We start from the raw sequence: 12,680 nt of genomic DNA on the forward strand, positions 1-12,680 counted from the left end.
CCTCGATGACCGCTGGCACCGCCCGCGCACCGTCTGCGCTCCTGGATCAGCTCCCTGCCGAGCACCGCCTGCTCGTGCAGGAGGCGGCGCGGCGACTGCCGCCGCATGCCGAGGAGATCCTCGCCGCCCCCACGCACCGTGCGCTCGGCAGGGTGGTGCGCGATGCGACGCTGCTGCTGCAGCTCGGGGCGGCGGCTCGCGATGTGCAGGCCGACGGGCCGCTCGTCGAGGCGGCGAGCACCGCGCTGCGGGCGCTCCGCGAGCTCCAGGGCCCCTCGGGCACCTTCCGCGGCGGGGACAACGTCGACTCCCCACCGGATTCGGCGTTCACGGTCAACGATCTCGCCTGGGCGCGGGTCCAGCTGGGCGGACTCCCGGCGAGCGTCTCCCCCGCCAAGGGTCTCATCGATCTGCTCGATGAGCTGCTCGGCGCGGTCGCACCCGCGCTCCTGCAGGGCGGCGTGCACACCCCGAACCACCGCTGGGAGATCGCCTCGGCGCTCGCCCGGCTGTGGGAGTCGGGCGGGTCCGAGCAGACCCGCGAGCGCGCTCTGCAGTGGCTCGCGGAGGGTGTGGACCTGCAGGCCGACGGCATGTTCTCCGAACGCAGCGCGAACTATGCAGCTCACGTCTCGGTGCCGTCGCTGCTGGTGATGGGCCGGATCCTCGAGCTGCCCGCACTTCGGGAGGCGGCGGATCGCGGCACGCGCATCCAGGCCCGGCTGACGGACGCTGACGGGCGAGTGGAGACCCTCGCCTCGCGGCGCCAGGACCAGTTCGAGCGCTTCGACGGCGGGGCCCTGCACCCCTGGTTCCGCTCCCACGCCGCCCGGACCGGCGATCCGTTCTCGGCCCGTGCCGAGCGCCGCACCTCGGCCCTCGCCGACGCGGACGCAGTGCTCACCCTGCTCGCCCACGCCCTGGAGGACCCGTCGGCCCTCGACCCCCTGCCCGACCCCGCCCCGTCGGCCGCTCCGGATCGCCCGGAGCTCGTGGAGCTCGATCCCTCGGGGCTGGTGCGCATCGATCACGGCGACTCGCGTGCGGTGCTGTTCGGCGGGACGGACACCGCCGCGATCGGACGGATCGCCTCGGGCACGTCGAGCCGGCCAGTGCTCGCGCGGCTCGTGGGGCGGAGCGTCGGGGTGCCGGAGGTGCGACTGTCCCGCGACTTCTTCTCGCTGGGGCCGCTGCGTCCGGGCCCGCCGCGACGGGTCGACGGCGACGAGGAGGCGGGCCGGTTCTCCTATGAGCTCCGCGAGGAGGTCCAGGCCGAATACTTCCATCCGCTCGCCCCCGCCCACCTCGACCCGCACGGCGTGTATCCGCTGGGCTTCAACGGGCGCTTCGCCGCCGCGATGGACTTTCCGCACCGGCCCGTGGACGTGCTGGCTCTGACCACCACGCTCCGTGCGGAACTGGCCCCAGGTCACCTCAATCTGCACTTCCGCTTCACTGGAACGGACACTCCCCTGTGCCTGCTGCTCGCTCTCGACGGCGGAAGTCTCTCCCCCGGCCTGCGGCGGGACGAGCGGGGGCGGCTCGTGCTCGAGCCTGCGGACGATGGCGCACCGGCGTCGGCCGGGGCCGTCTCGCGGGAAGCCCACTGCACCCTCGCAGGCGACGGCGAGACCCTCGAGATTTCAGCCGTCGGCGCTCTCGGAGGCCGCGCCTTCTACGACCCGGGTGAGCAGTACACCTTCCTCGGCGCGACCGACGAGCCGCGCGGCGAGGTGCTGCTGATCCCCGCGCGCTCCTCCGCGCCGCTCACGCTCAGCCTGTGCCTCGCCGCATCGAGCGCCTCGCCTCCCCGCGACGGGGGCGTGCGGCTGGTGTGAGCGGAGGCCGCAGGCGGTGCAGCGGGTCCGTCAGTCCGGTCGACAGGAGGAAGATCAGTCGAAACAGCCCGGCGTTCTTCGCGTCGGGGAGGATTCCCTACGTGCGCGATCGCCGCAGGCTCAGCCCCAGCTCTCGGTGCGGTCCTTGAGCTCGCGATACGCCTCGAGCACCTGGGGCGTCGGCTCGGCGCCGACGGTGCGGGAGCCGGTGATCTCCCAGGCCGGGGGCTGCTGCGCGCCGGAGAGGGCCCAGGCGGCCTGGCGGGCGGCGCCGAGGGCCACGTACTCGCCCTCGGGGGCGATAGTGACCTCGCGGCCGAAGATCGCGGGGGCCAGCTGCTGGATCGCCTGGCTGCGGGCGGCGCCGCCGATCAGGGTGATGCCGGCGGGGGCGGTGCCGGTGCGGTCCTCGAGCGCGGCGATGCCGTCGGCGAGAGAGCACAGCAGGCCCTCGACGTAGGCGCGGGCCACGTCCTCGCGGGTGGTGGCGGTGCTCATGCCGGTGAGGGTGGCGCGGGCGGTGGGACGGTTCGGGGTGCGCTCGCCGTCGAAGTAGGGCAGCAGAGTCACGCCGTTCGCGCCGGGCACGGAGGCGAGCGCGAGGCGGGAGAGCTCCTCGTGGTCCACGCCGAGCAGGGCGCGGGCGGCCTCGAGGATGCGGGAGGCGTTGATGGTGGTGGCCATGGGAAGGAACCGGCCGGTCGCATCAGCGAAACCGGTCACGGCGCCGCTCGCGTCACCGGGGCGGGAGTCGCTGACCATCGCGCACACCCCGGAGGTGCCGATCGAGACGGACACATCGCCCGGACCCTGGGACAGGCCCAGCGCGGCGCCCATGTTGTCCCCGGTGCCGGCGGCGATCACCGCACCGCTCGCGGTGCGGGCCATGATCTCCTGCGGGGAGCCGGGCAGGCGCGGCAGTTCGAGCGCGCGGCCCAGCGCCCGCTCGGCCAGCTCGGGGGCCCAGGCCTCGGCGCGGGTGGAGTAGTAGCCGGTGCCGGAGGCGTCGCCCCGGTCGGTGAAGGCGGCGGTGCCCTGCTCGGCCAGGTGCAGGGAGACGTAGTCGTGCGGCAGCAGCACGCTCGCGGCGCGCTGCGCGCTCTCGGGCTCGTGGTCCCGCACCCAGCGCAGCTTGGAGGCGGTGAAGGAGGCGACCATGAGGCTGCCGATCTCCTCGACCGAGGCCTCCGGCCCGCCCATCTCCTCGATCAGGGTCTGAGCCTGCGGGGCGGAGCGGGTGTCGTTCCACAGCAGCGCATCACGCACCACCTCGCCCTTCTCGTCCAGCAGCACCATGCCGTGCTGCTGACCGCCCACGGCTACGGCCTCGGCCCGCTCCAGCAGGGGTCCTGCGGCCTCGTCCACCGCGGCCAGCCACGCGCGAGGATCCACCTCGGTGCCGTCGGGGTGGGAGGCGCGACGCTCCTCGAGCACCTCCCCCGATTCCGCGTCGACCAGAAGGGCCTTGGTGGCCTGGGTGGAGGAATCGATGCCGAGGACCAGAGGTGCCATCAGGAGGCCTTTCCGTCAGTGAAGCTGGATGGAGCGCGGATATGTCGGGGTGTCGGGCGGGTGCGAGGGCGGGTGCCGGCGACAGCCCGCACGACCCACGCGCCCGGGCCCACCGGGCCGGGCCGATGCCCGAGAAATGCGCGCTGAGGACCGATGTCGGCGTGCGCATCGGTCCTCAGCGCTCAGAACTCCTGCCAGCGGGGCGAGGGGCAGGCCCCACCGGCGGAGCGAGGCTCAGGCGCGGAAGCCCAGCAGGTGCTGCATGGCCAGCTGCTGCAGGCGCACGAAGCCGTAGTTGCGCTCGCCGGCCTTGTCGGCGTCGAACTCCTCGAAGGTGGAGCGGTCCGCGAGGAGGTCCTCGAGGGTCTCGCCCTCGCCGAGGGTGGGCTCGGCGAGCTCCTCGATGCCGGAGTACTTCAGCGCCTCCTGGACCTCGGAGTCCTGACGGAACGCGAGCGCGCGCTCCTTGAGCATCAGGTACATCTCCATGTTCGCCGCGGCCGAGTCGTACTGGCCCTTCTCGTGCTCGGTGCGCGAGGGCTTGAAGTCGAAGTGGCGGGCACCCTCGTAGGCGCCCGGCTTCGAGGGGAAGCCGTTCTCGAGCAGGTCCACGGTGAAGAAGGCGCTGATCAGGTCGCCGTGACCGAACACGAGGTCCTGGTCGTACATCGGGCCGTGCTGGCCGTTGAGGTCGATGTGGAAGAGCTTGTCCGCCCACAGCGCCTGGGCGAGGCCGTGGGTGTAGTTCAGGGTGGCCATCTGCTCGTGGCCGGTCTCGGGGTTGATGCCCACGATGTCGCCGTTCTCGAGCTGCTCGATGAAGGCGAGGGCGTGGCCCACGGTGGGCAGGAAGATGTTGCCGCGGGGCTCGTTGGGCTTGGGCTCGAGGCCGATGCGCAGGTCGTAGCCCTTGGACTTGATGTAGCCGGCCACGGTGTCGACGCCCTCGGCGTAGCGCTGGTGGGCGGCGAGCAGGTCCTTGGAGCCGTCGTACTCGGAGCCCTCACGGCCGCCCCACATCACGAAGGTGGTGGCGCCGAGCTCGGCGGCGAGGTCCACGTTCGCGAGCACCTTGCGCAGGCCGAAGCGGCGCACAGAGCGGTCGTTGGAGGTGAAGGCGCCGTCCTTGAAGACGGGGTGGGCGAAGGTGTCGGTGGTGATCATCTCGATCACCAGGCCGGTCTCCTCGGTGACCTTCTTGAGCTCATCGATGATCTGCTGACGCTCCTGCGGGGTGGCGTCGAAGGGCACGATGTCGTTGTCGTGGAAGGTGAAGCCCCATGCGCCGAGCTCGGCGCATGGGGCTTCACCTTCCACGACAACGACATCGTGCCCTTCGACGCCACCCCGCAGGAGCGTCAGCAGATCATCGATGAGCTCAAGAAGGTCACCGAGGAGACCGGCCTGGTGATCGAGATGATCACCACCGACACCTTCGCCCACCCCGTCTTCAAGGACGGCGCCTTCACCTCCAACGACCGCTCTGTGCGCCGCTTCGGCCTGCGCAAGGTGCTCGCGAACGTGGACCTCGCCGCCGAGCTCGGCGCCACCACCTTCGTGATGTGGGGCGGCCGTGAGGGCTCCGAGTACGACGGCTCCAAGGACCTGCTCGCCGCCCACCAGCGCTACGCCGAGGGCGTCGACACCGTGGCCGGCTACATCAAGTCCAAGGGCTACGACCTGCGCATCGGCCTCGAGCCCAAGCCCAACGAGCCCCGCGGCAACATCTTCCTGCCCACCGTGGGCCACGCCCTCGCCTTCATCGAGCAGCTCGAGAACGGCGACATCGTGGGCATCAACCCCGAGACCGGCCACGAGCAGATGGCCACCCTGAACTACACCCACGGCCTCGCCCAGGCGCTGTGGGCGGACAAGCTCTTCCACATCGACCTCAACGGCCAGCACGGCCCGATGTACGACCAGGACCTCGTGTTCGGTCACGGCGACCTGATCAGCGCCTTCTTCACCGTGGACCTGCTCGAGAACGGCTTCCCCTCGAAGCCGGGCGCCTACGAGGGTGCCCGCCACTTCGACTTCAAGCCCTCGCGCACCGAGCACGAGAAGGGCCAGTACGACTCGGCCGCGGCGAACATGGAGATGTACCTGATGCTCAAGGAGCGCGCGCTCGCGTTCCGTCAGGACTCCGAGGTCCAGGAGGCGCTGAAGTACTCCGGCATCGAGGAGCTCGCCGAGCCCACCCTCGGCGAGGGCGAGACCCTCGAGGACCTCCTCGCGGACCGCTCCACCTTCGAGGAGTTCGACGCCGACAAGGCCGGCGAGCGCAACTACGGCTTCGTGCGCCTGCAGCAGCTGGCCATGCAGCACCTGCTGGGCTTCCGCGCCTGAGCCTCGCTCCGCCGGTGGGGCCTGCCCCTCGCCCCGCTGGCAGGAGTTCTGAGCGCTGAGGACCGATGCGCACGCCGACATCGGTCCTCAGCGCGCATTTCTCGGGCATCGGCCCGGCCCGGTGGGCCCGGGCGCGTGGGTCGTGCGGGCTGTCGCCGGCACCCGCCCTCGCACCCGCCCGACACCCCGACATATCCGCGCTCCATCCAGCTTCACTGACGGAAAGGCCTCCTGATGGCACCTCTGGTCCTCGGCATCGATTCCTCCACCCAGGCCACCAAGGCCCTTCTGGTCGACGCGGAATCGGGGGAGGTGCTCGAGGAGCGTCGCGCCTCCCACCCCGACGGCACCGAGGTGGATCCTCGCGCGTGGCTGGCCGCGGTGGACGAGGCCGCAGGACCCCTGCTGGAGCGGGCCGAGGCCGTAGCCGTGGGCGGTCAGCAGCACGGCATGGTGCTGCTGGACGAGAAGGGCGAGGTGGTGCGTGATGCGCTGCTGTGGAACGACACCCGCTCCGCCCCGCAGGCTCAGACCCTGATCGAGGAGATGGGCGGGCCGGAGGCCTCGGTCGAGGAGATCGGCAGCCTCATGGTCGCCTCCTTCACCGCCTCCAAGCTGCGCTGGGTGCGGGACCACGAGCCCGAGAGCGCGCAGCGCGCCGCGAGCGTGCTGCTGCCGCACGACTACGTCTCCCTGCACCTGGCCGAGCAGGGCACCGCCGCCTTCACCGACCGGGGCGACGCCTCCGGCACCGGCTACTACTCCACCCGCGCCGAGGCCTGGGCCCCCGAGCTGGCCGAGCGGGCGCTGGGCCGCGCGCTCGAACTGCCGCGCCTGCCCGGCTCCCCGCAGGAGATCATGGCCCGCACCGCGAGCGGTGCGGTGATCGCCGCCGGCACCGGGGACAACATGGGCGCCGCGCTGGGCCTGTCCCAGGGTCCGGGCGATGTGTCCGTCTCGATCGGCACCTCCGGGGTGTGCGCGATGGTCAGCGACTCCCGCCCCGGTGACGCGAGCGGCGCCGTGACCGGTTTCGCTGATGCGACCGGCCGGTTCCTTCCCATGGCCACCACCATCAACGCCTCCCGCATCCTCGAGGCCGCCCGCGCCCTGCTCGGCGTGGACCACGAGGAGCTCTCCCGCCTCGCGCTCGCCTCCGTGCCCGGCGCGAACGGCGTGACTCTGCTGCCCTACTTCGACGGCGAGCGCACCCCGAACCGTCCCACCGCCCGCGCCACCCTCACCGGCATGAGCACCGCCACCACCCGCGAGGACGTGGCCCGCGCCTACGTCGAGGGCCTGCTGTGCTCTCTCGCCGACGGCATCGCCGCGCTCGAGGACCGCACCGGCACCGCCCCCGCCGGCATCACCCTGATCGGCGGCGCCGCCCGCAGCCAGGCGATCCAGCAGCTGGCCCCCGCGATCTTCGGCCGCGAGGTCACTATCGCCCCCGAGGGCGAGTACGTGGCCCTCGGCGCCGCCCGCCAGGCCGCCTGGGCCCTCTCCGGCGCGCAGCAGCCCCCGGCCTGGGAGATCACCGGCTCCCGCACCGTCGGCGCCGAGCCGACGCCCCAGGTGCTCGAGGCGTATCGCGAGCTCAAGGACCGCACCGAGAGCTGGGGCTGAGCCTGCGGCGATCGCGCACGTAGGGAATCCTCCCCGACGCGAAGAACGCCGGGCTGTTTCGACTGATCTTCCTCCTGTCGACCGGACTGACGGACCCGCTGCACCGCCTGCGGCCTCCGCTCACACCAGCCGCACGCCCCCGTCGCGGGGAGGCGAGGCGCTCGATGCGGCGAGGCACAGGCTGAGCGTGAGCGGCGCGGAGGAGCGCGCGGGGATCAGCAGCACCTCGCCGCGCGGCTCGTCGGTCGCGCCGAGGAAGGTGTACTGCTCACCCGGGTCGTAGAAGGCGCGGCCTCCGAGAGCGCCGACGGCTGAAATCTCGAGGGTCTCGCCGTCGCCTGCGAGGGTGCAGTGGGCTTCCCGCGAGACGGCCCCGGCCGACGCCGGTGCGCCATCGTCCGCAGGCTCGAGCACGAGCCGCCCCCGCTCGTCCCGCCGCAGGCCGGGGGAGAGACTTCCGCCGTCGAGAGCGAGCAGCAGGCACAGGGGAGTGTCCGTTCCAGTGAAGCGGAAGTGCAGATTGAGGTGACCTGGGGCCAGTTCCGCACGGAGCGTGGTGGTCAGAGCCAGCACGTCCACGGGCCGGTGCGGAAAGTCCATCGCGGCGGCGAAGCGCCCGTTGAAGCCCAGCGGATACACGCCGTGCGGGTCGAGGTGGGCGGGGGCGAGCGGATGGAAGTATTCGGCCTGGACCTCCTCGCGGAGCTCATAGGAGAACCGGCCCGCCTCCTCGTCGCCGTCGACCCGTCGCGGCGGGCCCGGACGCAGCGGCCCCAGCGAGAAGAAGTCGCGGGACAGTCGCACCTCCGGCACCCCGACGCTCCGCCCCACGAGCCGCGCGAGCACTGGCCGGCTCGACGTGCCCGAGGCGATCCGTCCGATCGCGGCGGTGTCCGTCCCGCCGAACAGCACCGCACGCGAGTCGCCGTGATCGATGCGCACCAGCCCCGAGGGATCGAGCTCCACGAGCTCCGGGCGATCCGGAGCGGCCGACGGGGCGGGGTCGGGCAGGGGGTCGAGGGCCGACGGGTCCTCCAGGGCGTGGGCGAGCAGGGTGAGCACTGCGTCCGCGTCGGCGAGGGCCGAGGTGCGGCGCTCGGCACGGGCCGAGAACGGATCGCCGGTCCGGGCGGCGTGGGAGCGGAACCAGGGGTGCAGGGCCCCGCCGTCGAAGCGCTCGAACTGGTCCTGGCGCCGCGAGGCGAGGGTCTCCACTCGCCCGTCAGCGTCCGTCAGCCGGGCCTGGATGCGCGTGCCGCGATCCGCCGCCTCCCGAAGTGCGGGCAGCTCGAGGATCCGGCCCATCACCAGCAGCGACGGCACCGAGACGTGAGCTGCATAGTTCGCGCTGCGTTCGGAGAACATGCCGTCGGCCTGCAGGTCCACACCCTCCGCGAGCCACTGCAGAGCGCGCTCGCGGGTCTGCTCGGACCCGCCCGACTCCCACAGCCGGGCGAGCGCCGAGGCGATCTCCCAGCGGTGGTTCGGGGTGTGCACGCCGCCCTGCAGGAGCGCGGGTGCGACCGCGCCGAGCAGCTCATCGAGCAGATCGATGAGACCCTTGGCGGGGGAGACGCTCGCCGGGAGTCCGCCCAGCTGGACCCGCGCCCAGGCGAGATCGTTGACCGTGAACGCCGAATCCGGTGGGGAGTCGACGTTGTCCCCGCCGCGGAAGGTGCCCGAGGGGCCCTGGAGCTCGCGGAGCGCCCGCAGCGCGGTGCTCGCCGCCTCGACGAGCGGCCCGTCGGCCTGCACATCGCGAGCCGCCGCCCCGAGCTGCAGCAGCAGCGTCGCATCGCGCACCACCCTGCCGAGCGCACGGTGCGTGGGGGCGGCGAGGATCTCCTCGGCATGCGGCGGCAGTCGCCGCGCCGCCTCCTGCACGAGCAGGCGGTGCTCGGCAGGGAGCTGATCCAGGAGCGCAGACGGTGCGCGGGCGGTGCCAGCGGTCATCGAGGGGTCCTCAGTCCTTCAGTCCGGAGCTGATGTCGGAGTTCATGATCTGACGGCGGAACACCAGGAACAGCAGCACCATCGGGATCAGCGAGATCACCGAGGCGCCCAGCAGCACCGCCCAGTCGATGTTCTCAGCGCCCACGATCGAGCGCAGAGCGATCTGCAGGGTGTACTTCTTCTGGTCGTTCAGCACCAGCAGCGGCCAGATGTAGTCGTTCCACCGCCACTGGAAGGAGAAGATCGCGAGCACCGCGATGATCGGACGGGCGATCGGGAGCATCAGGCGGAAGAAGATCCGGAACTCGCCCGCGCCGTCGATGCGGGCGGCCTGCAGCAGCTCGTCGGGGACCGTCAGGAAGAACTGACGGAACATGAAGATGCCGGTCGCCGTGATGATCGACGGGATGATGATGCCTGCCAGCGAGTTGTACAGCCCCAGCCCCAGGATCACCGCGAAGGTCGAGGGCATGATGACCTCGGTGGGAAGCATCGTGGTGACCAGGATCAGCAGGAAGAAGATCTGCACCAGGCGGTTGCGGTACTTCGCCAGGGCGAAGCCGGTGCACGCGCTGACGAACACCGTGAACACGGTGGAGACCACTGCGACGATCGCGGTGTTCAGGAAGTAGGTCTGGAAGTCGAAGCGGGTCCAGGCCGTCTGATACCCGCTGAGCGTCCAATCCTGCGGGAACAGTCGCAGCGGCCAGGTGAACAGCTCGCTGCCCGGCTTGAAGGAGCTCAGCAGGAACCACAGGACGGGGAACAGGAACAGCGCCGCGAGCGCCCACAGCAGGATGTTCGGCGCGATCTGACGCGCAGAGAAGCTCACTCGAGATCACTCCTGTCGAACCGCTTCTGGATGAGGGCGATGGCCAGCAGGATCACCATCAGCACCATCGAGGCGGCGCTCGCGTAGCCGATCTTGGACTGCTCGAAGCCGGTCTTGTAGATGTACTGGACGATCAGCACGTTCGAGGTGCCGGGGCCGCCTCCGTTGAGCGCCTGGATCATCGCGAACTCCTTCATCGCCCCGATCGTGCCCAGCAGGATCACCAGGAACGAGGTGGGACGCAGCAGCGGCCAGGTGATCCGGCGGAACCGTGTGAGGGGCCCGGCACCGTCGAGCGATGCCGCCTCGAGGTACGAGGCGGGGATGTTCCGCATCGCGGCCATGAACAGCAGCATCGAGAACGCGGTGCCGCCCCAGGAACCGGCGAGGATCACCACCACCAGGGCGAGGTTGGGATCGGCGGCCCATTTCACCGGATTCAGGCCCGCGGAGGTGATCAGGTAGTTCACCAGGCCGAAGTTCTCCCCGAACAGCCACCGGAAGATGACGCCGGTGACGATGGGGGAGACCAGCCAGGGGAAGAAGAAGATCACCTGGGCGAGGGCGGAGCCCTTGACGTCCTTGGACACCAGCAGCGCGCTGATGGTCAGGGACAGGAAATACCCGAAGGGCACCGCCACCACGGTGTACAGCACCGTGCGCAGCAGGCTCGAGTAGAACTCCTCGTCCGCGAACAGAGAGGTGTAGTTCTCCACCCCCACGAACTCGGCCTCCCCGTATCCCCGGTAGTCGGTGAAGGAGTACAGGATGCCGAGCCCGGCCGGGCCCACGAAGAAGATCACGAACAGCACGATCGCCGGCAGCAGGAAGATCGTGGCGATGACCCCGCGCCGACGACGCTCACGCACGGCGTTGGGACGCCGCGCGCCGTCGCCGGCACGGACCGGCCGCGGGCCCGCGGCGGGGTCGCTCTGGGTGGTCATGGTGGACATGCGATCAGGCGAGGCTCTCGTTGAGCTGCTCGAGCGCAGCGGTCACGGCGTCCGCAGCGGAGATGTCCCCGGCGATCGCCTTGACCGCCTCGTCACGCACCGGATCTCCGCTGAGCGGAGCGGCGGTGCCGGCCGCCTGCAGCGCGAGGTCGCGCGACTTGATCTCGCCCACGAAGGCGGGTGAGGCCGCGATCGCGGCGTTGTACAGGTCGAAATCCTCCTGACGGTCCTCGTAGCTGACCTCCACACCCTCGGTGGCGGGCAGGAACCCGGAGATCCGCGAGATCTCCGCGTAGTTCTCCGGGCTGTACAGCCACTTCACGAAGTCGAGCGCCTGCTGCTCCTGGCCCGTCCCCTCGAACACCACGATCTGGGCGGCGGCACCGAAGTTCGTGGCCTGATCGGGCTGGGCCGGCATCGGCACGCTGACCCACTCGAAATCGGCGATGTTCGCGACGAAGTCCGCGATCTGCCACGAGCCCGAGTAATAGGCCGCGATCTGGCCGGTCTTGAACATGGCGTTGGGATCCTCCTCCGTCAGCCAGACGGAGCGCGGCATCACCTCGTCGTCATTCATCGCGACGAAGCGCTCGAGCGCCTCGACGGTCGCATCGTTCGCCTCGTACTGGGAGAGGTCCTCGTTCAGGCGCAGCCCCTCGGAGCCGTTCTGGTACAGGAACGAGTTCAGCCGGTGGGAGCTGCGGTCCATGACAAGAGAGAACCGGATGCCGTTCGCCTCGCGCACGCTGTTCGCGGACTCGATGAACTCATCCCATGTCCACACATTATCGTCGAACGAAGTGGGGTACTCGACGCCGGCCTCGTCCCAGAGGTCCTTGTTGAGGAACATGCCGACGGCGGTGAGATCGCTCGGCAGCGCGGGGACCTTGCCCTCCTCGTCGCGTGCGTACATGCCCTCGATGGGCTTGACCTCGGCGGCGACCTCCGAGAGGTCCACCGTCCGATCCAGCCAGACGGGGTCGATCGAGGGCATGCGGCCGATCGCCGGGAGGTCGTTCGCCTTGGAGGCGTTGCGCACCTTGGTCTGCAGGTCATCGTAGGGAACATCGACGATCTCGATCTGGATCCCGGTCTCCTCGAGGTACTTCTCGGCCATCGCGGCGTAGCCACCGCCCTGGTTGGCGTCGCCGGAGAGCATGAACTGGACCGGGGCGTCCGGGGAGGCGGAGGAGCCGCCTCCGCAGGCGGCGAGAGCGGGTGCCGCGGTGGCGGCGAGACCTGCGGCGAGCAGGGTGCGACGATTCAGGCTGTGCATGGTGATCTCCTCGGAGGACTGCGCTTCGTTGACGCGACCGACGCTCCACCGCGAACGACGCTGGGCTGCGGAGCAAGGACTGGTGACCCATATGGTCCAGACAAAGGTGCGCAATTGTCAAGCGCTTTCCGTGGGTGAGTCGTGGAAGCGGTGGGCGGCACCTTTACGGCGGTGGATCTGCGGGTAGCATCCATGAGTGACACGGGGTGCCCCGACGGGGGCTGAGATCACACCCGGTGAACCTGATCGAGTTCGTACTCGCGGAGGGATGTCGTCGATGAGCTGTGTGCTGCCGCCATGCACGCCGTCGCCCCATGCATCGATCCTCGCTGCGCCGGCCTCGC

General features: G+C 70.6%; 8 protein-coding genes, 1 pseudogene and 1 riboswitch. Of the genes and pseudogenes, 3 read left to right on the plus strand and 6 right to left on the minus strand.

All coding sequences use genetic code 11. The features are described from left to right. The first annotated feature begins 5 nt into the window (after nucleotides 1–5). Nucleotides 6–1,838: a hypothetical protein gene (locus BN4251_RS03115; protein ID WP_087483714.1), complete on the plus strand. Its 1,833-nt coding sequence runs from the start codon at nucleotides 6–8 to the stop codon at nucleotides 1,836–1,838. 120 nt (nucleotides 1,839–1,958) lie between these two features. Here the strand turns inward: BN4251_RS03115 and xylB (BN4251_RS03120) are convergent, their stop codons facing one another. Together xylB (BN4251_RS03120) and xylA (BN4251_RS03125) are read right to left on the minus strand one after the other, a co-directional pair. Next, on the minus strand, nucleotides 1,959–3,350 hold the full coding sequence (xylB, locus tag BN4251_RS03120) for a xylulokinase (protein WP_087483715.1): 1,392 nt from the start codon (nucleotides 3,348–3,350) through the stop codon (nucleotides 1,959–1,961). A 234-nt stretch (nucleotides 3,351–3,584) separates the two neighbouring features. After that, nucleotides 3,585–4,646 (minus strand): annotated as a pseudogene (gene xylA / locus BN4251_RS03125) (xylose isomerase); the annotation flags it as partial. Between xylA (BN4251_RS03125) and xylA (BN4251_RS03130) the strand changes: the two are divergent. Together xylA (BN4251_RS03130) and xylB (BN4251_RS03135) are read left to right on the plus strand one after the other, a co-directional pair. After that, the gene (gene xylA / locus BN4251_RS03130) at nucleotides 4,614–5,696 is read left to right on the plus strand and encodes a xylose isomerase (protein ID WP_425426178.1); all 1,083 of its coding nucleotides are present in this window, start codon (nucleotides 4,614–4,616) and stop codon (nucleotides 5,694–5,696) included. The pseudogene xylA (BN4251_RS03125) and the gene xylA (BN4251_RS03130) overlap by 33 nt on opposite strands. Before the next feature lie 234 nt (nucleotides 5,697–5,930). Further along, complete coding sequence (xylB, locus tag BN4251_RS03135; RefSeq protein ID WP_087483715.1) at nucleotides 5,931–7,322, plus strand: xylulokinase; 1,392 nt, start codon at nucleotides 5,931–5,933, stop codon at nucleotides 7,320–7,322. Nucleotides 7,323–7,442: 120 nt separating this feature from the next. On the opposite strand, the gene BN4251_RS03140 is transcribed toward xylB (BN4251_RS03135), so the two are convergent. Genes BN4251_RS03140 through BN4251_RS03155 form a run of 4 tightly spaced genes read right to left on the minus strand, consistent with a single transcriptional unit; the run spans nucleotide 7,443 to nucleotide 12,336 of the window. Next, nucleotides 7,443–9,275: a hypothetical protein gene (locus tag BN4251_RS03140; protein WP_087483714.1), complete on the minus strand. Its 1,833-nt coding sequence runs from the start codon at nucleotides 9,273–9,275 to the stop codon at nucleotides 7,443–7,445. A 10-nt stretch (nucleotides 9,276–9,285) separates the two neighbouring features. Then, entirely contained in the window at nucleotides 9,286–10,107 is an 822-nt protein-coding gene (locus tag BN4251_RS03145; protein WP_212647578.1) for a carbohydrate ABC transporter permease, read from the minus strand. Beyond that, a complete protein-coding gene (locus tag BN4251_RS03150; protein WP_087483895.1) occupies nucleotides 10,104–11,051 on the minus strand; it encodes a carbohydrate ABC transporter permease in 948 nt (315 codons plus the stop codon). Before BN4251_RS03150 ends, BN4251_RS03145 begins: the two co-directional genes overlap by 4 nt. A gap of 13 nt (nucleotides 11,052–11,064) precedes the next feature. Then, nucleotides 11,065–12,336: an ABC transporter substrate-binding protein gene (locus BN4251_RS03155; RefSeq protein WP_087483713.1), complete on the minus strand. Its 1,272-nt coding sequence runs from the start codon at nucleotides 12,334–12,336 to the stop codon at nucleotides 11,065–11,067. Nucleotides 12,337–12,528: 192 nt separating this feature from the next. Continuing rightward, nucleotides 12,529–12,622, plus strand: a riboswitch (TPP riboswitch). Nucleotides 12,623–12,680: the final 58 nt, after the last annotated feature.

Source organism: Brachybacterium massiliense (assembly GCF_900184245.1).
In the GTDB taxonomy this organism is placed as follows: domain Bacteria; phylum Actinomycetota; class Actinomycetes; order Actinomycetales; family Dermabacteraceae; genus Brachybacterium; species Brachybacterium massiliense.